Here is a 20,445-nt window from a genome sequence, read left to right as displayed (position 1 = left end):
GGACCGGCCGCGACCAGGGTCGAAGGTCACGTTCTACGTCCCGGTGCGCAAACCGCCGGCCGGTCAGCCGATCTCGGTGCGCAGCCCGTCGTGGCGCAGCTCCAGCTCACTGCTGATCCCGGTGAACAGGTCGTGCGCGTCGACCTCCAGGCCGCGCAGCTTGACCTTCAGCGCACCCGGCTTCTTGTCGACGACGACCTTGCCGGCGGGATCCATCGGATACTCGGTCCGGGCTGCCGAGGCATCCAGCGGGTTCTCCGCCGCCAACCGGTACCCGTGGTTGTCGCGGAGCCTGTTGGCGACCGCGGTGACCAGTTCGCGTTCGAGCTCTCCGGCGTCGACTTCTGCTGGGATGGTCACGGTCATCCTGGTCACCCGGACCACGCTACTCTCGTCGGGCCCGGCCCGGGGAATGCCGCCGTGGCCGGTGGTCGCCCCCGTGTCGAACCGCGAGCTCGCCGCCGTCGGCCCGCGGCAACACTCCAGACAAACTGTGCGCCATGGTTTTTCATCGCGGTCAGGGATTCGCGGGCGCGGCCACGCGGCTCAGGTGTTCGATGAACCAGTCCCGGGCCAGCGCCGCGACCTGCTCGAGCGTGCCGGGTTCCTCGAAGAGGTGGGTGGCGCCGGGAACGACGGCGAGCTCGCAAACGCCGGGGATCATGGCCCGGGCGTGCCGGTTGAGCTCCAGCACCACGTCATCACGCCCGCCGACGATCAGCAGCGTCGGGGCAAGGACGTCGGTCAGTGCGTCACCCGCGAGGTCCGGTCGCCCGCCGCGGGAGACCACCGCCGCCACGTTCACCCGGGGATCGGCGGCGGCGACCAGGGCCGCGCCCGCTCCGGTGCTCGCGCCGAAGTAGCCGACCGGCAGCGCCGCGGTGTCGGGCTGGCCGGCCAGCCAGCCGGTCACGTCGACCAGGCGGCGTGCCAGCAGCCCGATGTCGAACACGTTGGCGCGATTGCGTTCCTCCTCGGGGGTGAGCAGGTCGAACAGCAGGGTCGCAAGGCCCGCCGCGTTCAAGACCTCCGCCACGTAGCGGTTGCGCGGGCTGTGGCGGCTGCTGCCGCTGCCGTGGGCGAACACCACGATGCCGACCGGCCGCTCCGGGACCGTCAGGTGCCCGGCCACCGACACCGGTCCGGCGCTCACCTGCACCTCCTCGTCGCGTATCGGCGGGTCGTCGTCGTCGGCGGCGCCGACCGTGGGCTCACGGAAGCCTTCCCGGGCACGGTCGAGCAAGGCGATAACCTCGTCGTCGGAGGTCTGGGTGAAGTTGCAGTAGCCCTGGCCGACCGCGAAGAAGAACTCCGGGGTGTGCAGGCAGACCACGTCGTCTGCGTATCTGGAGAATCTGGCGAAGATGTCGCGCCCGCCGATCGGCACCGCCAGGACCACCCGGTTCGCACCCTGGGCGCGCGCCACCTCGCAGGCGGCCTTGGCGGTGGCGCCGGTCGCCACGCCGTCGTCGACGATCACCGCGATCCGCCCGGCCACCGGGATGCGGGCGTGGCCGCGCCGGAAGCGTTCCGAGCGGCGCTCCAGCTCGGTGCGTTGGCGCGCCTCCACGGCGGCCATCTCGTCCTCGGCGAGGTCGGCTTCGGCCACCACGGCGTCGTTGATCACCCGGATGCCGCCCTCGCCGATGGCTCCGAAGGCCAGTTCGGGTTGATACGGCACCCCCAGCTTGCGCACCACCAGCACGTCCAGGGGCGCATTGAGCGCCCGGGCGACCTCGAAGGCCACCGGCACCCCACCGCGCGGCAGTCCCAGCACGACGATGTCCCGGCCGCGCAACGGTTCCAGGCGCTCGGCCAGATGCCGCCCGGCGTCGACGCGATCGTCGAACAGCCGCATACCACCGCGCAACGCGCCCAGCCGTCCGCTCAGCAGACGCCCGCCATCGCCGTCCGATTCGTTCATGCATCGAGTTTGTCGCGGCGGGTCGGCGCGCCGAAGGGCCGTTAGGCCCCACTTTCGGGGGGACCAACGCCCCGGCGCGCGGCCGCCACCCGCGGCGGATGACCTTGGGCGCACTGTCACGGGACTTTCAGCCCCTCCCGGCCGGACCTGCGAGGTGCGATGGTGACGTCGATATGTTGCAGCGATCGACTGTGGTGGGTGGAAAGTATGGCCGGTGATTCCGACGTGGTGACCGTGCTGCTGGGCGGCGACGTGATGCTCGGGCGGGGCGTCGACCAGGTTCTGCCCCGACCCGGTGACCCGCAGTTGCACGAGCCGCACCTGCGCGACGCGCGCGGCTACATACGGCTGGCCGATTACGCGCACGGGCCGATACCGCGCCCCGTGCACTGGAACTGGCCGTGGGGCGAGGTGCTGGCGCTGCTCGACGAGGCCGCACCCGATGTCCGGCTGATCAACCTCGAGACGACGATCACCGCCGGCGGCCGGTTCGCCGAGGGCAAAACGGTCTGTTACCGCATGCACCCGGACAACCTGCCCGCGCTGACGGCGTTGCGGCCCGACGTGTGCGCCCTGGCCAACAACCACATTCTCGATTTCGGCTACCAGGGGCTTGCCGACACCGTCGCGGCCCTGACCGGGGCGCGGATCCAGGCCGTCGGGGCGGGCGCCGACGTGCTCGCCGCGCGGCGCCCGGCGGTGCTGGCAGGCCGCGGCGGGCACCGCGTGCTCGTCGGCTCGGTGGCGGTGACGTCGGCCGGTGTGCCCAAAAGCTGGGCGGCGCAACCAGATCGGCCGGGGGTGTGGCTGATCGCGGACACGGCGCTGCGGGATGCCGCCGAGGAGGTGGCGGGCGAGGTCCTGGCCCACAGACGCGACGGCGACGTCGCGATCGTCTCGGTGCACTGGGGATCCAATTGGGGCTACGCGATGACGCCGAGCGAAATCGAGTTCGCGCACCGGCTGATCGACGCCGGCATCGATATCGTGCACGGACACTCCTCGCACCATCCCCGGCCGATCGAGATCTACCGCGGCAGGCCGATCCTGTACGGATGCGGCGACGTCATCGACGACTACGAAGGCATCCGGGGCCACGAGTCGTTCCGCGGCGACCTCCGACTGCTCTATCTGGCCAGCACCGACGCGGTCAGCGGTGAACTGGTCTCGCTGAAGATGATTCCGCTGCGCGTGCGGCGGATGCGCCTCGAACGGGCCTCGCACGAAGACGCCGAATGGCTGCGCACCACCATGGGGCAGACCGGCCGCTGTTTCGGCACCCGTGTCGCTTTGGGGCCCGACGGGCTGCTGCAGGTCGCGCCGGGTCGCAGCGACAAGCGGCATCTGGCGACGCGGGCGGGCGTTGGCGACTGAGACGATCGGCACCCCGGACGGTGGTGGAACACTCGAGACGATTTTGCGGACCCCGGCGAGCGCCTCGTTCGCGGCGGTCCCGCCCTGGCCGCCGGCGAGGTTCAACTGCACGTACGTGGCCTTGCCGTCGGTGCTCTGGCCACCCGCCTGCGTGACCGGATCGCCCCAGAGGTCCTGGACGTGTTGTACGTCGCCGTGGTCCCGGGACAGGCGGTACCGACTCCTTCAGCTTTTCTTTGATCGTCATGCGGCCTTGACCAGACAGGATGTTTGCGCGTGCACCCCGTCGGTCGATTGTTGGTCGCGGACTTCGCCGTCGACCACGATGCGGCACCCGATGTCGTGGCTGTCGCCCTGCGCCACGACGTTGGCATAGACCGCCGGCAACCGCGTGGTTATCGTGTACGACCACGGCAGAGTCCGTACCTTGACCTGGCGGGGCTGCGCCTCCGCATCGAGATAGTCGATGCGCGCAGCGGTGGTGGCCGGGCCGAATATCTCGTAGGTCACCTGTTTGTGGACTACCGGCTCGATGACCTCGGCCGCCTTGCCCGCCGACGGCTTTTGGTGCGTACCGAATTCGCCGCGCAACCGCGAAACCGACAGGCCGGTCACCGCGAGGACGACGACGATGACCAACGGCACCTACGCTCGTTTGACCAGCCCCATCATCGAAATCCCCTCAGCCTTCGGTTGTTCGACAACCGTCGACGCGGTCGCTTCCTCCAGGTAACAGTCCGGCTGTGTAGTAATCGGCGCGTGCGCCAGCGCTAGCCTGCCCGAAAAGTTGGCCGTCAAACATGCGGCGACTGGCTCATCGGCACACGCGGGCGTGCCGATTCGTCAGGTCGCGGGCGCCGGAGCGCCGTGCGAAGGGGAACCTCGTGCGGTATTCCGCACGCGAAGGATTTCGGCCTGCCGCCGGATCGTCGGCGTTGACCGGGTCAGCGCAACTCGGTGATCACCTTCGAGAAGTTGTCGATGTGGTTGTCCTGCACCGTGAATGACGTGATGCCGTACTTATCGCGGTACCCGCGCAACGTGTCGGCCATCTCGCGCGGGGTCCCGCTGAGCACCGAGGGCATCGACAGCAGTTCGTCGTCGGAGAGCTCCGAGGCGTACATGCGGGTCATCGTCAGGTCGGGCATGCGGGACCCGTCGGTGGGCACGGCGGTGATGGCCAGGTTGAGCTCCAGCGAGTCGAACCGGTCACCGGCGGCGCTGCGCACGAACTCGACCCGCTCGGCCAGTGGGTCGTCGACGTCACGAACCCGGGAACCGGTCAGGCCGATGATGGTGGCGTGCCGGGCGGCAATCGTCAGCACCCTGTCGCCGTTGCCGGCGATCAGGATCGGCATGTTCGGGTGGTGCTCCTCGAGGTAGGTCGTCATGTGCTCGAGGTGGTCGACCCGGGCGCCGGCGCTCGGGTACGGCAGTTCGGCCGCCTCGAACTCCTCGCGGACGTAGCCGGTGCCCAGCCCGACCTCGAGGCGGCCGTCGCTGAGCACGTCGAGGGCCTGAAGGTCCCTGCTGAGCAGGGCCGGTTTGTAGAAGGCCGCATTGAGCACGTACATGCTCATCCGCATCCGCGTCGTGATCATCGCCGCCGCGGTCAGCGTCGGGAACGGTGCCGCCGCACCGATATGGTCGGGCACGCACAGCACGTCGAAGCCGAAATCCTCGGCGCGCTTCACCTTCTCCTGCAACCTCTCGCGTGACTTGAAGAAGCGCAGGCTCATCCCGAAACGAAAATCCTTGGCCACCAACAACCTCCGATCGACAGTTACGACACCCTCACCAACACTTGGCCGCGTCCACCAGCCCCCGCACCAGGCCGGCGGTGGCCGGCGACAATACGTCGTCGCCGGCCGGTCGCCTGCGCGGGCCGAGGCCGCGGACGCGTGCGGACAGCTCCAACTGGGCGCCGCCGTCGCGCACGCGGTTGACGGGGTTGTCCGGATGCAGGCCGCGCAGCGCGCGCGGGATCCTGGCGAGTTCGGTGACGACCTCATACCCGCTGAGCCGGATGTGCCGGGCCAGGTGGGCGGCCAGTGCGCGGTTGCGGCCGCCGGCCAGCAGCTGCGTGCTGCGCCCGATGCGGCCGTAGCCGTGCAGCGAGACCGCGACGTCGACATGGTCCAGGAACTGCGCGAGCCGCGCCGACTCGGCGGGGTCGAACAGGGCCGACGCCAGGTGGTGCGGGTAGCGGTCGGGGTGGCGCAGCACGTACAGCGACGCCCCGGCGGCGTCGGCGGCGCGCTCGGCGATGACGTCGGTCATCTTCTCGAGGCCGCCGCCGTGCACGGCGAGAAAGCCGAAGCGCGAGCGCAACCGGCTGACCTCGACCATGCCGGGTTCGCCCAGCAACTCCGAAAGCGACTGTGGCGCAGGCCCTGTGGCGGAAGTGGGGCGCTGCCAGCGTGCGGGATCCCAGAGGTGCAGAAACGAGATCCAGCGCTGCGGCAGGCCGTGGTGGACGGCCCCGTCGATGATGCGCGGCAGGTAGCCCGGGCGCGGTGGACCGGGAACCACGCGGTGGTCGATGTACACCCAGGCGGGCGAGGGGCCGTCGTCGGTGACCACGGTCAGCCGGTCGCGTCGGTAGCGCACGGGCACGCCCTCCGCGCCGTCGAGTGCGGCCAGGTCGGTGTCGGAGACCTGCCAGAGCACCCCGTGCACACGGCTGCCGGACAGGGGTTCGATGGTGGCGACGCCGCGCTGGTTGATCAGCCAGTCGTGATCGGAGAGCACCGCCGGCCGCGGGTCGGCCGCGTCGGGACAGCGCAGCGCCATCTGCCTGACGCACAGGTTCGATCCGTATGCGAAGTAAGGATGCCGCCGGGCCGGCATCTAGCCGGCCACCGTCAGCCAGATCAGCACCACGTTGAGCAGACTAACCATCACCGCGACCGCCCACCCGATAACGGTGGTGACGGGATGGTTGGCGTCGCTGCCCATCAGCCGGCGGTCGCTGGTGAGCCTGATCAGGGGAAGCACCGCAAACGGTATCCCGAACGACAGCACGACCTGCGAGAGCACCAGCGCGCGGGTGGGGTCGAACCCGAGCGCCAGGATCGCCAGCGCGGGGCACAGTGTCACCAGGCGGCGCACCACCATGGGCACCGATCGGTGCAGCAACCCCTGCATGATCATGGCGCCGGCATAGGCGCCCACCGACGACGACGCGAGCCCCGAGGCGAGCAAGCCGATCGCGAACAGCGCCGCGATCGCCGGCCCCAGGGTTTCGTGGATGGCGGAGTAGGCGCCGTCGATGGACACGGTGATGTAGCGATGTTGCAGGTTGATCGCGGCGACCAGCAGCATCGCCGCGTTCACCGTCCCGGCCACCGCCATCGCCAGCACCACGTCGACGCGGGTGACGCGCAGCAGCATGGTCCGCCGCGGGCCCTTGTCGGGGTGGCCGTGCCGGTCGAGGGCCAGGCCGGAGTGCAGATACACCGCATGCGGCATCACCGTCGCGCCCAGGATCGCGGCGGCCAGCAGTACGCTTTCGCTGCCCCGGAAGCGCGGCAGCAGCCCCCCGATGACGTCGCCGGGCGGGGGCGTCTTGACGAAGAAGCTCGCCGCGAAGCCGATCGCGATCACCAGCAGCAAACCCGTGATCACCCGCTCGAAGAGAATCTGGCCGCGGCGGTCCTGGATCGCCAGCAACAGCAGGGACACGACTCCGGTGACGATCCCGCCGATCAGCAGCGGCAGGCCGAACAGGATGCGCAAGGCGATGGCGCCGCCGATGACTTCCGCGGCGTCGGTGGCAACCGCGACGAGCTCGGCCTGGATCCAGTAGACCAGCCGCGCCGGATTGCTCATCCGCCTGCCGAGCGTGGCGGGCAGTGACCGACCGGTCACCAGCCCGAGTTTCGCCGACAGGTACTGCACCAGTCCCGCCAGCACGTTGGCCACCACGATGACCCACAGCAGCAGGTAGCCGAACTGCGCGCCGGCGCTGACGTTGGCGGCGACGTTGCCGGGATCGACGTAGGCGATGGCGGCGACGAACGCCGGGCCGAGCAGATACCAGCTTGTCTTGAGCCCGGACTGGGTGCCCTGCGCCAACGTGCCGATCCCTCGATTCAGTTTCCCGAATAAAAAAGTGAGGGTAACCGAAGACGCCGGCGCCCGGTCACACCCGGGCCCGGCGTTCGGATTCCGTCCCGCGAGCGTGACGCTGTGGCGGGATCCGGTGCCCGGACCGCACCGCAGCGTTACGCCCGCGACGGCCGGCGCCGGTTCGAGACGACACCCGGCCTGCCCCGCCTCACCCGGGGACGTAGAGGCCTTTGCCCGTGACCAGCGGCAAGTCCAGCGTGGTGCGGATACCTGCCGGCGCGGCGACCACCGCGGGGATCGCGTTGACGACCCGCATCGCGGTGGCGACCAGCCCGGCGTGGTTGTGGTCGCCGAGGCGGCTGCCCAGGCAGACGTCGACGGCGTAGGAGGGTTCGCCGGTGATCTCGATGCGGTAGGAGCCGCCGGGCTGTGCGGGCTGCGGCCAGTCGGGGCACAGGTCCTCGCGCAGCCGGGTCACGTGCTCGAGGACGACGACGGGGTCGCCGTTGACCATTCCGAACACCTCGAAGCGCAGCGCCGCGGCGGTGCCCTTGGCGATGTGACCCGAGGCGATGTCGAAGTCCGCGGGCGCCGGTTCGCGGACGTAGACCTCGGCCACCTCGTCGAGCGTGACCCCCAGGCCCGCCGCCAACTGCCGCACCACCGATCCCCACGCCATGCTCAGCACGCCGGTCTGCAGCAGCATCGGGATCTCGTCGAGCGACTTGCCGAAGCCCATCACGTCGAACATGACGGTGTGGCTGTCGTAGGTGGCATAGTCGACGATCTCCATGCAGCGGATCTGCTGGATGTTCTGGCAGGTGCCCGCGAGGGCCAGCGGCAGCAGGTCGTTGGCGAAGCCCGGGTCGATGCCGTTGACGAACAGGCTCGAATTGCCCTCCCGCGCAGCCTCTTCCAGGGGGTTGATGAGCTCGTCGGGGATCACCTGCCACGGGTATTGCAGAAAGACCGGACCGCTGCCCACCACGTTGACCCCCGCCGCCAGGATGCGCCGGTAGTCGTCGAGGGCCTCCATCAGCCGGTTGTCCGCCAGCGCGGTGTAGACGGCGCACCGCGGGCCGGTGGCCAGCACCGCGTCCAGGTCGGTGCTGGCCAGCACGCCGGTCGGTTCCGTCAGGCCGGCAAGTTCCGCCGCGTCCTTGCCGGATTTCGCCTCCGAGGACACCCAGACACCGGTGAGCTCGAACTGCGGATTGGTGATCAGCGCCTTCAGCGCGTGGACGCCGACGTTGCCGGTGCCGAGTTGGACGACGGGGATTGCCATGGCTGCTCCTCTAGAGGTCGGGGGACTCACAGGTCGGGGACGGGGATGTCGAGATTGGGGTAGGTGAGACCGCCGTCGACCTCCAGCGTCTTGCCGGTCAGGAAGCTGCCGGCCGGCGACGCCAAATAGACTGCCGCGGCGGCGATGTCGGCCGTGTCACCCAGGCGGCGCATCGGTGTCGCCTTCTCCATCGGTGCACGCAGCTCGTCGTTGGAGGCCACCACGTCCAGCGCGGAGGTCAGGATCGAGCCCGGCGCGATGGCGTTGACCCGGATGCGGGGGCACAGGTCCAGCGCGGACAGCCGCGTGTAGTGGGACAGGGCGGCCTTGGCGGTGCCGTAGGCCGCGAACCCCCGCCCGGCCAGGCGCCCCATCGTGGAGGTGATGTTGATGATGCTGCCGCCGCCGGAGTGCTCGAGCATCAGCGGCGCCGCCGCGACGGTCAGGGCGTGCGCGGTGGCGACGTTGAAGGTGAACGCGTCCTTGAGGTCCTTGGTGGAGGTGGTCAGCAGCGTGTTGGGCATGGTCCCGCCGACGTTGTTGACCGCGATGTCCAGGCGTCCGAAAGCCTCGACGGCCTGAGCGGCCAGTTGCGCGGTGGCCTCCGGGTGGGCCAGGTCGGCGGCGACGGTGTGCGCGCGGCGGCCGGTGGCCCGGACCTGCTCGGCGACGGCGTCTAGTTGGGACTGGGTGCGCGACGCGATGAGGACGTCGGCGCCGGCTTCGGCGAAAGCCACGGCGATGGCTGCACCGATGCCGCGCCCGCCACCGGTGATGACGGCGACTTTGTCGTCGAGGCGGAACCTGTCAAGGATCATTGCGGCCTTTCTTTGTTGAGTTGTGGGCCGAAACGGCAGCAAGCCCCGCCGCCCCGGCGAAGGTCTTTTCTGGAACAGGTTCTAGTTTTGCACACGGGCGCGGTGATGTGACGTGGGCCATAGGGTGGGCGCGGCACCCGGGGCGTGCCGGTGGGGTCCGTCGTCGGCAGCAACCGACGTTTGCTCACCGTTAACCTTTGTCCTGTTAGCTTCGGCCCTGCGAGGAAGACGGCTGGTTAGCGGGCCGCGGCTGCGTGCGGCGGCGATCACCTTCCATCTCTACCGTGAGGATTTGAATGAAACTCAACCGATTTGGCGCCCCGCTGGGTGTCCTGGCCGCCGCGGCGCTGGTCGTGTCGGGATGCGGCAGCGACAACAACTCCAACGCGGGCCACGCGACTGCGGGCCAGTCGTCAGCGAACGTGAGCTGCGGCGGAAAGAAGGCGCTGAAGGCGAGCGGATCGACGGCACAGGCCAACGCGATGACCCGCTTCGTCAACGCGTTCGAACAGGCGTGCCCCGGTCAGACCCTGAACTACACGCCCAACGGCTCGGGCGCCGGCATCACCGAGTTCACGGGCAACCAAACGGATTTCGGCGGCTCCGACTCGCCGTTGGCCAAGCAGGAATACGGCAAGGCACAGCAGCGCTGCGGCTCGCCGGCGTGGGACCTGCCGACGGTGTTCGGCCCGATCGCGATCACCTACAACGTCAAGGGCCTCGGTTCGCTCAATCTCGACGGCCCGACCGCGGCGAAAATCTTCAACGGCGCCATCACCACCTGGAACGACCCGGCGATCCAGAAGCTGAACGCCGGCGCCGACCTGCCGGCCGAGCCGATCCACGTGGTGTTCCGCAACGACCAGTCGGGGACCACCGACAACTTCCAGGAATACCTCGACGCGGCGTCCGACGGCGCGTGGGGCAAGGGCGCCGGCAAGGCGTTCAACGGCGGCGTCGGCGAGGGCGCCAAGGGCAACGACGGCACCTCGGCGGCGATCAAGGCCACCGAGGGATCGATCACCTACAACGAGTGGTCGTTCGCCCAGGCCCAGAAGCTGAACATGGCCAAGATCGTCACCTCGGCCGGTCCGGACCCGGTGGCGATCAGCGCCGACTCGGTCGGCAAGACGATCTCCGGGGCCACCATCAAGGGGCAGGGCAACGACATGGTGATCGACACGCTGTCGTTCTACAAGCCGACCCAGGCCGGCTCCTATCCGATCGTCCTGGCCACCTATGAGGTCGTCTGCTCGAAGTATCCCGACGCGCAGGTCGGCACGGCGGTGAAGGCATTCCTGCAAAGCACCATCGGTGCAGGGCAGAATGGGCTGGCCAACAACGGATACATCCCCATCCCCGACGCGTTCAAGTCCAGGCTGTCGACGTCGGTGAACGCCATCAGCTGACCCGGGACGTAGATGACACGAGCAACGGTCTCCACCCCCCCGAGCCGTCAGTCCGCTGCGCTGGCGGCGGTCGACACCCGCGCGGGGCGGCGCGGCGACCGGCTGTTCAAGTCGCTCGCCGTGGCCGCCGGCGTGACGATCGTCGTCGCGATCGCGCTGATCGCGGTGTTCCTGCTGCTTCGCGCCGTCCCGTCGCTGCGCGCCAACCACGCGAACTTCTTCACCAGCGCCGACTTCAGCACCACCAACCCCAACAAGCTGGCGTTCGGGATCCGCGACCTGTTCATGGTCACGGTGCTGAGCTCGATCAGCGCGCTGGTCCTGGCCGTCCCGATCGCGGTCGGCATCGCGGTGTTCCTCACCCAGTACGCGCCGGCGCGGCTGTCCCGCCCGTTCGGCGCGATGGTGGATCTGCTGGCCGCGGTGCCGTCGATCATCTTCGGGTTGTGGGGAATCTTCGTGCTGGCGCCTCAGCTCCAGCCGATCGCGACGTTCCTCAACCGCAACCTCGGGTGGATATTCCTGTTCAAGCACGGCAACGTGTCGCTGGCCGGGGGTGGCACCATCTTCACCGCCGGCATCGTGCTCTCGGTGATGATCCTGCCGATCATCACCTCGGTGTCGCGGGAGGTGTTCCGCCAGACGCCGGGCATCCAGAAGGAAGCCGCCCAGGCGCTCGGCGCCACGAAGTGGGAGGTGGTGCGGATGACCGTGCTGCCGTTCGGGCGCAGCGGCGTCATCGCGGCGTCGATGCTCGGCCTGGGCCGGGCGCTGGGGGAGACCGTGGCGATGCTGATCATCCTGCGGTCGGCCGCCCAACCGGGACAGTGGTCGCTGTTCGACGGTGGCTACACGTTCGCGTCCAAGATCGCGTCCGCGGCGGCCGAGTTCAGCCAGGCGCTGCCCACCGGCGCCTACATCGCCGCGGGTTTCGCGCTGTTCGTCCTGACCTTCATCGTCAACGCGCTCGCCCGCGCGATCGCCGGCGGGAAGGTCAACGGATGACCCCGGAGCGGGCGCTCATGACCCGCGCCGGCGACGATGCAGCGCGAAGCGATGAGGAGGAGCGGCGCTCATGACCATCGACGCGTTCGACCGCCCGGTCAAGGCGGAGGTGTTTCACCGGCTGAGCCTGCGGCGGCGGATCACCAACAACGTCGCCACCGCGTTCTTCCTCGTCTCGTTCGTCACGGCGCTGGTGCCGCTGCTGTGGGTGCTCTCGGTGGTGGTCTCGCGGGGCTGGTACGCGGTCACCCGGTCGGGCTGGTGGACGCACTCGTTGCGCGGTGTGCTGCCCGAACAGTTCGACGGCGGGATCTACCACGCGCTCTACGGGACGCTGGTGCAAGCGGGGGTGGCCGCCGTCCTGTCCGTGCCGCTGGGCCTGATGGTCGCGGTCTACCTGGTGGAATACAGTTCCAGCCGGCTGGTACGGGTGACGACGTTCATGGTCGACGTGCTGGCCGGGATCCCGTCGATCGTGGCGGCGCTGTTCGTCTTCAGCCTCTGGATCGTGACCCTGGGCTTCCAGCAGAGCTCCTTCGCCGTGTCGCTCGCGCTGGTGCTGCTGATGCTGCCGGTGGTGGTGCGCTCCGCCGAGGAGATGCTCAGGCTGGTGCCCGACGACCTGCGCGAGGCCAGCTACGCGCTGGGTGTCACCAAGTGGAAGACCATCGTGCGGATCGTCTTCCCGATCGCGATGCCCGGCATCGTCTCGGGTGTGCTCCTGTCGGTTGCCCGCGTCGTCGGCGAGACCGCGCCGGTGCTGGTGCTCGTCGGGTACAGCCGCTCGATCAACTTCGACGTCCTGCACGGCAACATGGCCTCGCTGCCGCTGCTCATCTACACCGAGCTCACCAACCCCGAACACGCCGGTTACCTGCGCATCTGGGGTGCGGCGCTGAGCCTGATCATCATCGTGGGTGTGATCAACCTGATCGCCGCGGCGGCCCGCTTCGTCGCGAACCGGCGCGGCTGAAGCGGGCGCGTCAGGACTTCGAGGCGGCCCGCGCGCGGGATTTCTTGGCGGGCGCCTTTTTCGCGGGGGTCTTCTTGGCGGGGGCCTTTTTCGCCGGTGCCTTCTTCGCCGGCGCTCTGCCGTCGCCGCCGCCGGCGCGCGCCTTCACGCTGGCCTCCAGCTTGGCGAGCAGATCCGAGACGTCTTCGGTCTCGTCGAGCTCCTTGGGCTGCTCCTCGGTGGTGAACGCCTCCCCGCCTTCGAGCTTGGCGTCGATGAGCTCCTGTAGCTGCTCCTGGTAGCTGTCGTGGAAGCGGTCCGGATTGAACTCCTCGGCCATCGACTCCACGACCTGCCCGGCCATCTTGAGCTCCGCGGGCTTGATCTCGACCTCCTTGTCGAGCACCGGAAAGTCGGGATCGCGGATCTCGTCGGGCCACAACAGGGTGTGGATCACCATCACGTCGCGCTTGCCGAAATCCTTGACGCGCAACGCGGCCAGCCGGGTCTTGTTGCGCAGCGTGAAGTGGACGATCGCCATCCGTTCGGTCTGGGCGAGCGTCTTGGCAAGCAGCACATAGGATTTCGACGACTTCGAGTCCGGCTCGAGGAAGTAGCTGCGATCGAACATCATCGGGTCGACCTCGCTGGCCGGCACGAACTCGAGCACCTCGATCTCGCGGCTGCGTTCCTCGGGCAGGGTGGCGATGTCGTCGTCGGTGATCACCACCATCTGCCCGTCGTCGGACTCGTAGGCGCGGGCGAGGTCGCCGTATTCGACCACCTCGCCGCACACCTCGCACACGCGCTTGTACCGGACGCGGCCGTTGTCCTTGGCGTGCACCTGATGGAACTTGATGTCGTGGTCTTCGGTGGCGCTGTACACCTTGACCGGCACGTTGACCAGACCGAACGCGATCGAGCCCTTCCAGATGGAGCGCATGTAAGTCAGTATGCCCACACAGTTGGGCCGCTAACAGCGCGCCGGGCCGGGCTAGCTGCGATTTGCCGCCGCGTCGAGTGCGGCGCGGTCGGGCAGGTCCGCCCCGGGCCGGCCGATGGTGAGCGCCGACGACAGGGCGGCCGCGTGCAGCGCGGTGGTCAGCGCGTCGAGCCCGATCGAGCGGAGGTCGGCCCGCCGGCCGGCACCCAGCAGACCCAGCCCCCACAGCGCGTCGAGCAGGCCGACGGTGAAGGCGTCGCCGGCGCCCACGGTGTCCACCACCTGGACCGGCCGGGCTGCCACCCGGGCCTCGCCGGCCGCACACAACGCCAGTGCGCCCCGCTCGCCCATCGTCACGGCGACGATCGCGGGTCCCGCGGCCAGCCAGCCGCGGGCGGTCTGCTCCGGCTCGTGGCCGGGTTCGATCCAGCGCAGGTCCTCGTCGCTGACCTTGACCACGTCGCTGCGCTCGACGGCGCGCTCGATGCGTTCGCGGGCCAGCGCCCGGTCCTCGATCAGGGACGGCCGCACGTTGGGGTCGAAGCTGACCGTCGCCGACACCCGGTAGGCGTCCAGCAGCGCCGCGACCGCCAGGCAGCCCGGCTCCCGCACGGCGGCGATGGATCCGGTGTGCACCAGCAGCGGCGGCTCCACCTCGGGGGTGCCGGACAGCCGCCAGTCCAGGTCGAAGGCGTAGGCGGCGGACCCGTCGGCGCCGATCGTGGCCACCGAGCTCGGCGTCCGGGTGGCGGAGATGCTACCTGGAACCAGTTGTGCCCCAGAGGCGTTCAGGTATGCGGCGATGCGCTGTCCCGAATCGTCGTCGCCGATGTGGGTGAGGAAATCGACATCGTGACCCAGCCGGGCGAGCCCGACCGCGACGTTGAGGGGGCTGCCGCCGACATGGTCGGTGGTGCCCCGGTGCTTGACGATGTCGATCAGCGCCTCGCCGACCACCAGTCCGCGGCTCATGCCCGCACTCCCTTCACCAACCCTTCCAGGGTCGCCCGCGCGCCGTGGGTGTGCAACGAGTCCAGCGCCCGGCGGTAGGCCTCGGCGAAGCGGGGCGCCCGCGGCAGGTCGCCGAACACCGCCGGGTTCTCCAGGAAGGCGCCGGGACGTTCCCACTCCGAGCGGGCGGCGGGCACCAGCGAATCGGCCAGGTTGTCGACGACCTCGATCGGTTCGCCGTCTTCGTCGACCGCCTCGGCGTAGCGCGCCCAGCTCGCCACCGCCGCCGACGCGAGCCGGACGGGCCCGCCGGTGCGCAGGTTGGCGCGGATCACCGGAAGCAGCCAGGCCGGGATGCGGTCCGAGGAGTAGGCGCACAACCGGGCCACCGTGTCGGCGACGCCGGGGTTGGCGAACCGCTCGACGAGTTCCCGGCTGTAGGCGGCCAAGTCGATGCCGGGAACCGGCGCCAACGTGGGGATCGCCTCGGAATCGAAGTAGGCGCAGAGGAATTCGGCCAGCAACGGGTCGCGCGCCGCGTCGTGCACCATGCGGTACCCGCACAGCCACGCGAAGTAGCACAGGCACTGGTGCCCGGCGTTGAGCAGCCGCAGCTTCATCGCCTCGTACGGGGCGACGTCGTCGACCAGCAGCACACCCGCCTCCTCCAGTGGCGGTCTGCCGGCGGCGAAGTCGTCCTCGAGCACCCAGGCGGCGAAGGACTCGGCCGCCACCGGCCACCGATCGGCGACACCGAAGTCGCGTTCCACACCGGCCACGAGGCCGGGGGTGGTGACCGGGGTGATGCGGTCCACCATCGAGCAGGGGAACCGGACGTGGTCGTCCACCCAGCCGACCACGCCCGGATGCAACAGTTGCACATGCTCGACGACGGCGCACCGGGCCACCTCGCCGTTGTGCTCGATGTTGTCGCACGACACGATCGTCGGCGCGCCGATGCCGCGGTCGCGGCGGCGCACCAGGGCCTCGACGATCAGGCCGAACACCGACGCGCGGTCCCGGACCCGGTAGCCGCCTTCGGTGATGGTCAGCGTGATGACGCGCGTCGCCGGTGCGGCGAGCAGTTCGACCGCCGCCGCGGGGTCGTCGGGCACGTAGCGGTAGTCGACGATCGAGCCGATGACGCGTGCATCGCGACTGCCGTCGGGGTGCTCGGAGATCAGGGTGTAGAGGCCGTCCTGGGCGGCCAGTACGTCCCGCATGCGGCGGTCCGCCGGCAGCACCCCCAGTCCGCGGATACCCCACTCGCGGGCCAGCCCCCGCCGCAGCAGCCGGTCGACGTACATCGCCTGATGCGCGCGGTGAAAGTTGCCGACACCGAAGTGCGCGATGCCGGTCCCGACGCCGTCCCGGTCGTAGCCCGGCGTCGCGATCGGCAGGCGCGGCAGGGTGGCGCTGTTCAGGCGAACCACCACATCGACGGTACCGGGTTGCACCACCCGGCAAGTACGTTGACACCATGGGGTCCACGGCGCGGGCGCAGGTGAAGCTGACCAACGCCGACAAGGTGCTGTACCCGGCCACCGCTACCACCAAGGGCGACGTGTTCGACTACTACACGCGCATCGCCGAGGTGATGATCCCGCACATCGCCGCGCGCCCCGCCACCCGCAAACGCTGGCCCAACGGCGTCGACGAGGACTCGTTCTTCGAGAAGCAGCTGGCCTCCTCGGCGCCGGACTGGCTGCCCCGCGGCAGCGTCACGCACCGGTCCGGGACGACGACCTACCCGATCATCGACAGCCCGGACGGGTTGGCCTGGATCGCGCAGCAGGCGGCGCTGGAGGTGCACGTGCCGCAGTGGCGGTTCGTCGCCGAGTGGACCCGCAGCAGGGCCGAGGAGCTCAAACCGGGGCCGGCCACCCGGCTGGTGTTCGACCTCGACCCGGGCGAGGGCGTGACGATGGCGCAGCTGGCCGAGGTGGCCCGTGCCGTCCGCGACCTGATCGCCGATATCGGACTGACCACCTTCCCGCTCACCAGCGGCAGCAAGGGGCTGCACCTTTACGCGCCGCTGGCCGAGCCGGTCAGCAGCCGGGGCGCCTCGGTGCTGGCCAAACGCGTTGCGCAGCAACTGGAAAAGGCGATGCCGAAGCTCGTCACGGCCACCATGACCAAGAGCCTGCGCGCGGGAAAGGTGTTCTTGGACTGGAGCCAGAACAACGGGGCGAAAACCACGATCGCGCCCTATTCGCTGCGCGGCCGGCGGCATCCGACGGTCGCGGCGCCGCGCACCTGGGAGGAACTCGACGACCCCGCGCTGACCCAGCTGCGCTACGACGAAGTCCTGGCCCGCGTCGAGCGTGACGGCGACCTGCTTGCCCCGCTCGACGCCGATGCGCCCGTATCGGATCGGCTGGCCAGATACCGCAGCATGCGCGACGCCGCCAAGACTCCCGAGCCCGTTCCGGCCGCCGAACCCGCTACCGGGCAGGGCAACGCGTTCGTCATCCAGGAGCACCACGCCCGCCGGCTGCACTACGACTTCCGGCTGGAGCGAGACGGGGTGCTGGTGTCGTGGGCGGTGCCCAAGAACCTGCCCGAGACGACGTCGGTGAACCACCTGGCGGTGCACACCGAGGACCATCCGCTCGAGTACGGCGGTTTCGAGGGCGTCATCCCCAAGGGGGAGTACGGGGCCGGCAAGGTGATCATCTGGGACTCGGGGACCTACGAGGCCGAGAAGTTCCGGGTTGACGCTGAAAAAGGGGAGGTGATCGTCAACCTGCACGGCGGCCGGATCTCGGGGCGCTATGCGCTGATTCAGACCAACGGCGACCAGTGGCTGGCGCACCGGATGAAGGACCAGAAGTCCTTCGACTTCGACGCGATCGCCCCCATGCTCGCGACGCACGGCTCGGTGGCGGCGTACCCGGCCGGCCAGTGGGCCTTCGAAGGCAAATGGGACGGCTACCGCCTGCTACTCGAGGCCGACCAAGGCACGTTGCGGCTGCGATCCCGCCGCGGTCGCGACGTCACCGCCGAATATCCTCAATTCGCCTCCCTGGCCGCGGATCTGGCCGACCATCACGTGGTCCTCGACGGCGAGGCCGTCGTTCTGGACACCTCCGGTGTGCCCAGCTTCCACGCGATGCAGAACCGCGGCCGCGGCGCCCACGTGGAGTTCTGGGCCTTCGATCTGCTCTACCTGGACGGCCGGTCGCTGTTGCGGGCCCGCTATGAGGACCGGCGCAAACTGCTGGAGACGCTGGGCGGCGGCACCAACCTCGTCGTTCCGGAACTGTTGCCCGGCAACGGCAAGCGGGCCCTGGAGTACTCCGCCGCACACGGCTGGGAGGGTGTGGTGGCCAAGCGGCGCGACTCCACCTACCAGCCGGGCCGGCGGTCGGCGTCGTGGGTCAAGGACAAGCACTGGAACACACAGGAAGTCGTCATCGGCGGCTGGAAGGCCGGGGCGGGCGGGCGCGGCAGCGGCATCGGTTCGCTGCTGATGGGCATCCCCGGTGCCGACGGCCTGCGTTTCGCCGGGAAGGTCGGAACCGGTTTCACCGAGCGCGATCTGGCGAGCCTGAAGCAGACGCTGGCGCCGCTGCACACCGCCGCGTCGCCGTTCAGTCCGCCGTTGCCGCGCAGCGAGGCCAGGGGGGTGACGTTCGTCGAGCCGGTGCTCGTGGGCGAGGTGCGCTACAGCGAGTGGACCCCCGATGACCGGCTGCGCCAGACGAGTTGGCGTGGCCTGCGGCCGGACAAGGAACCGAGTGAGGTGGTGCGGGAATGAAATGGGTGACTTACCAAGACGACGACGGCATACGCGCCGGGGTCGTGTCGGATGACAGCATCCACGCGATGCCGGCGGGGGTGACGCTGCTCGAGCTGGTCGGGCGTGGCGCCGACGGCTTGCGGCACGCCGGCGAGGAGGCGCTGCGTTCGCCGGCGGCGGTCATCCCGGTGGCCGAGGCGCGGCTCATGGCGCCGATCCCGCGCCCGCCATCGATCCGCGACACGCTGTGCTTCCTCGACCACATGCGCAACTGCCAGGCCGCGCTGGGCGCCGGGCGGGCGCTCGCCGACACCTGGTACCGCGTTCCGGCGTTCTACTTCGCCTGCCCGGCAACCGTTCTGGGGCCCTACGACGACGTGCCGACGGCCCCCGGGTGCGCCTGGCAGGACTTCGAGCTGGAGATCGCCGCGGTCATCGGCGCCGGGGGTAAGGACCTGACCATCGAGCAGGCCGAGCAGGCCATCATCGGCTACACGATCTTCAACGACTGGTCCGCGCGCGACCTGCAGCAGCTGGAGAGCCAGCTGGCGATCGGGCAGGGCAAGGGCAAGGACAGCGGGGTGACGCTGGGCCCGTATCTGGTGACGCCCGACGAGCTCGACCCGTTCCGCGACCCCTCCCGTCCCGGCCGGCTCGACCTGAAGGTGACCGCCCTGGTCAACGACAAGGTGATCGGTTCGGGGTCCACCGCCCAGATGGACTGGACCTTCGCAGAGGTCATCTCCTACGTGTCGCGCGGCGTGATGCTCGCCCCCGGCGACGTCATCGGCTCCGGCACCGTGCCCACCTGCACGCTGGTCGAACACCTCAATCCGGCTGCGCTGGAATCGTTTCCGGGTTGGCTGCACGACGGCGACGTCGTCACCCTGCGGGTGCAGGGACTGGGGGAGACGCGGCAGACCGTCCGCGCCGGCGCGCCGCCGCATCCCCTGCCCGCGCGGCCCAATCCGGATGCCGCGCCCGCCCCACGTCGCGTCAACCCCGCCCCGGCGAAGGTGCCCTACACCCGCGGGCTGCACCAGGTCGCCGAGAAGGTGTGGGCCTGGACGCTGCCGGACGGCGGCTACGGGTGGAGCAACGCCGGCCTGGTCGCCGGCGACGGCGCGTCGTTGCTGGTGGACACGCTGTTCGACCTGGCGCTGACCCGCGAGATGCTCTCCGCCATGCGGCCCTTCACCGACCGCGCGCCCATCACGGATGCGCTGATCACCCACTCCAACGGCGACCACACCCACGGCAACCAGCTGCTCGACCCGTCGGTGCGGATCATCGCCGCCGCGGGCACCGCAGAGGAGATCGCGCACGGAATGGCTCCGGAGATGCTGGCCATGGCCCAGACCGCCAACCTCGGCCCGGCCGCGACTCCCTACGCGCGAGACCGGTTCGGGCACTTCGACTTCAGCGGCATCACGGTATGCAACGCAGACCTGACGTTCGACCGCGAGTTGACCATCGACGTCGGCGGCCGGCGGGTGGACCTGCTCAACCTCGGTCCGGCCCACACCGCCGCGGACTCGGTGGTGCACGTGCCCGACGCCGGCGTGCTGTTCGGCGGGGACCTGTTGTTCATCGGCTGCACGCCGATCGTGTGGGCGGGCCCGATCGCCAACTGGGTCGCGGCGTGCGACGCGATGATCGCGCTGGATGCGCCGGTCGTGGTGCCCGGCCACGGCCCGGTCACCGACCCGGACGGCATCCGCGCCGTGCGCGGCTATCTCACGCACGTCGCCGAGCAGGCCGAGGCCGCCCACCGCAGGGGACTGTCGTGGGCCGAGGCCGCCGACACCATCGATCTCGGCGAGTACGCGACCTGGCTGGACGCCGAGCGCGTCGTCGTCAACGTCTACCAGCATTACCGCGAACTCGACCCCGAGACCCCGGCGCTGGAAGTGATGGCGCTGCTGGTGATGCAGGCCGAGTGGCTGGCCAAGCGGTCGGCGTGAGCGCGAA

17 protein-coding genes and 1 pseudogene are annotated in these 20,445 nt (G+C 69.7%); 6 read left to right on the top strand and 12 right to left on the bottom strand.

Annotated features, from left to right (window positions below; all coding sequences use genetic code 11):
- Window positions 1-63 precede the first annotated feature (63 nt).
- Together ACJ512_RS24500 and ACJ512_RS24495 are read right to left on the bottom strand one after the other, a co-directional pair.
- On the bottom strand, window positions 64-375 hold the full coding sequence (locus ACJ512_RS24500; protein ID WP_407685019.1) for a hypothetical protein: 312 nt from the start codon (window positions 373-375) through the stop codon (window positions 64-66).
- 142 nt (window positions 376-517) lie between these two features.
- Window positions 518-1,858: a phosphoribosyltransferase family protein gene (locus ACJ512_RS24495; RefSeq protein ID WP_407685102.1), complete on the bottom strand. Its 1,341-nt coding sequence runs from the start codon at window positions 1,856-1,858 to the stop codon at window positions 518-520.
- Window positions 1,859-2,131: 273 nt separating this feature from the next.
- On the opposite strand from ACJ512_RS24495, the gene ACJ512_RS24490 reads away from it, so the two are divergent.
- Window positions 2,132-3,298 (top strand): CapA family protein, encoded by a 1,167-nt coding sequence (locus ACJ512_RS24490; RefSeq protein ID WP_407685020.1) that lies wholly within the window; start codon window positions 2,132-2,134, stop codon window positions 3,296-3,298.
- Window positions 3,299-3,313: 15 nt separating this feature from the next.
- Here ACJ512_RS24490 and ACJ512_RS24485 read toward each other — a convergent pair.
- From ACJ512_RS24485 to ACJ512_RS24455, 7 genes and pseudogenes are all read right to left on the bottom strand, one after another.
- Window positions 3,314-3,508 (bottom strand): annotated as a pseudogene (locus ACJ512_RS24485) (MMPL family transporter); the annotation flags it as partial.
- 33 nt (window positions 3,509-3,541) lie between these two features.
- Complete coding sequence (locus ACJ512_RS24480; protein WP_407685021.1) at window positions 3,542-3,943, bottom strand: MmpS family transport accessory protein; 402 nt, start codon at window positions 3,941-3,943, stop codon at window positions 3,542-3,544.
- 299 nt (window positions 3,944-4,242) lie between these two features.
- Complete coding sequence (locus ACJ512_RS24475; protein WP_407685022.1) at window positions 4,243-5,067, bottom strand: LLM class F420-dependent oxidoreductase; 825 nt, start codon at window positions 5,065-5,067, stop codon at window positions 4,243-4,245.
- Between the two features lie 25 nt (window positions 5,068-5,092).
- Complete coding sequence (locus ACJ512_RS24470; RefSeq protein WP_407685023.1) at window positions 5,093-6,148, bottom strand: poly-gamma-glutamate hydrolase family protein; 1,056 nt, start codon at window positions 6,146-6,148, stop codon at window positions 5,093-5,095.
- Window positions 6,149-7,396, bottom strand: a complete 1,248-nt coding sequence (locus ACJ512_RS24465) for an Nramp family divalent metal transporter (protein ID WP_407685103.1) — start codon at window positions 7,394-7,396, stop codon at window positions 6,149-6,151. It abuts the gene before it with no gap.
- Between the two features lie 181 nt (window positions 7,397-7,577).
- Window positions 7,578-8,654 carry an NAD(P)H-dependent amine dehydrogenase family protein gene (locus ACJ512_RS24460; RefSeq protein ID WP_407685024.1) on the bottom strand — a complete coding sequence of 359 codons (1,077 nt, stop codon included), beginning with the start codon at window positions 8,652-8,654 and terminating at the stop codon, window positions 7,578-7,580.
- A gap of 26 nt (window positions 8,655-8,680) precedes the next feature.
- On the bottom strand, window positions 8,681-9,472 hold the full coding sequence (locus ACJ512_RS24455; protein ID WP_407685025.1) for an SDR family oxidoreductase: 792 nt from the start codon (window positions 9,470-9,472) through the stop codon (window positions 8,681-8,683).
- Window positions 9,473-9,768: 296 nt separating this feature from the next.
- Here ACJ512_RS24455 and pstS point away from each other — a divergent pair, with 296 nt between their 5' ends.
- The 3 genes from pstS to pstA all read left to right on the top strand — a co-directional run bounded on the left by pstS (window position 9,769) and on the right by pstA (window position 12,859).
- A complete protein-coding gene (gene pstS / locus ACJ512_RS24450; protein ID WP_407685026.1) occupies window positions 9,769-10,881 on the top strand; it encodes a phosphate ABC transporter substrate-binding protein PstS in 1,113 nt (370 codons plus the stop codon).
- 12 nt (window positions 10,882-10,893) lie between these two features.
- Window positions 10,894-11,886 carry a phosphate ABC transporter permease subunit PstC gene (pstC, locus tag ACJ512_RS24445; RefSeq protein ID WP_407685027.1) on the top strand — a complete coding sequence of 331 codons (993 nt, stop codon included), beginning with the start codon at window positions 10,894-10,896 and terminating at the stop codon, window positions 11,884-11,886.
- Between the two features lie 70 nt (window positions 11,887-11,956).
- Window positions 11,957-12,859 (top strand): phosphate ABC transporter permease PstA, encoded by a 903-nt coding sequence (gene pstA / locus ACJ512_RS24440; RefSeq protein WP_407685028.1) that lies wholly within the window; start codon window positions 11,957-11,959, stop codon window positions 12,857-12,859.
- A gap of 10 nt (window positions 12,860-12,869) precedes the next feature.
- Here pstA and ku read toward each other — a convergent pair whose 3' ends face one another.
- Genes ku through ACJ512_RS24425 form a run of 3 tightly spaced genes read right to left on the bottom strand, consistent with a single transcriptional unit; the run spans window position 12,870 to window position 16,165 of the window.
- Window positions 12,870-13,781, bottom strand: coding sequence for a non-homologous end joining protein Ku (gene ku / locus ACJ512_RS24435; protein ID WP_407685029.1), 912 nt, complete (start codon window positions 13,779-13,781; stop codon window positions 12,870-12,872).
- 51 nt (window positions 13,782-13,832) lie between these two features.
- Entirely contained in the window at window positions 13,833-14,753 is a 921-nt protein-coding gene (locus ACJ512_RS24430) for a carbohydrate kinase family protein (RefSeq protein ID WP_407685030.1), read from the bottom strand.
- A complete protein-coding gene (locus tag ACJ512_RS24425; RefSeq protein WP_407685031.1) occupies window positions 14,750-16,165 on the bottom strand; it encodes a mannitol dehydrogenase family protein in 1,416 nt (471 codons plus the stop codon). Before ACJ512_RS24425 ends, ACJ512_RS24430 begins: the two co-directional genes overlap by 4 nt.
- A gap of 47 nt (window positions 16,166-16,212) precedes the next feature.
- On the opposite strand from ACJ512_RS24425, the gene ACJ512_RS24420 reads away from it, so the two are divergent.
- Window positions 16,213-18,492 carry an ATP-dependent DNA ligase gene (locus ACJ512_RS24420; protein ID WP_407685032.1) on the top strand — a complete coding sequence of 760 codons (2,280 nt, stop codon included), beginning with the start codon at window positions 16,213-16,215 and terminating at the stop codon, window positions 18,490-18,492.
- A complete protein-coding gene (locus ACJ512_RS24415) occupies window positions 18,489-20,438 on the top strand; it encodes a fumarylacetoacetate hydrolase family protein (protein WP_407685033.1) in 1,950 nt (649 codons plus the stop codon). Before ACJ512_RS24420 ends, ACJ512_RS24415 begins: the two co-directional genes overlap by 4 nt.
- Window positions 20,439-20,445: the final 7 nt, after the last annotated feature.

Source organism: Mycobacterium cajalii, from assembly GCF_045809005.2.
In the GTDB taxonomy this organism is placed as follows: domain Bacteria; phylum Actinomycetota; class Actinomycetes; order Mycobacteriales; family Mycobacteriaceae; genus Mycobacterium.
This window is presented reverse-complemented; position numbering and strand designations above follow the sequence as displayed.

Excerpts from the sequence above, each read along its gene's own strand:
- pstS (WP_407685026.1), top strand. The coding sequence starts at position 9,769 with ATGAAACTCAACCGATTTGGCGCCCCGCTGGGTGTCCTGGCCGCCGCG.
- ACJ512_RS24460 (WP_407685024.1), bottom strand. The coding sequence starts at position 8,654 with ATGGCAATCCCCGTCGTCCAACTCGGCACCGGCAACGTCGGCGTCCAC.
- pstC (WP_407685027.1), top strand. The coding sequence starts at position 10,894 with ATGACACGAGCAACGGTCTCCACCCCCCCGAGCCGTCAGTCCGCTGCG.
- pstA (WP_407685028.1), top strand. The coding sequence starts at position 11,957 with ATGACCATCGACGCGTTCGACCGCCCGGTCAAGGCGGAGGTGTTTCAC.
- ku (WP_407685029.1), bottom strand. The coding sequence starts at position 13,781 with ATGCGCTCCATCTGGAAGGGCTCGATCGCGTTCGGTCTGGTCAACGTG.
- ACJ512_RS24470 (WP_407685023.1), bottom strand. The coding sequence starts at position 6,148 with ATGCCGGCCCGGCGGCATCCTTACTTCGCATACGGATCGAACCTGTGC.
- ACJ512_RS24455 (WP_407685025.1), bottom strand. The coding sequence starts at position 9,472 with ATGATCCTTGACAGGTTCCGCCTCGACGACAAAGTCGCCGTCATCACC.
- ACJ512_RS24430 (WP_407685030.1), bottom strand. The coding sequence starts at position 14,753 with ATGAGCCGCGGACTGGTGGTCGGCGAGGCGCTGATCGACATCGTCAAG.
- ACJ512_RS24420 (WP_407685032.1), top strand. The coding sequence starts at position 16,213 with ATGGGGTCCACGGCGCGGGCGCAGGTGAAGCTGACCAACGCCGACAAG.
- ACJ512_RS24490 (WP_407685020.1), top strand. The coding sequence starts at position 2,132 with ATGGCCGGTGATTCCGACGTGGTGACCGTGCTGCTGGGCGGCGACGTG.
- ACJ512_RS24495 (WP_407685102.1), bottom strand. The coding sequence starts at position 1,858 with ATGCGGCTGTTCGACGATCGCGTCGACGCCGGGCGGCATCTGGCCGAG.
- ACJ512_RS24415 (WP_407685033.1), top strand. The coding sequence starts at position 18,489 with ATGAAATGGGTGACTTACCAAGACGACGACGGCATACGCGCCGGGGTC.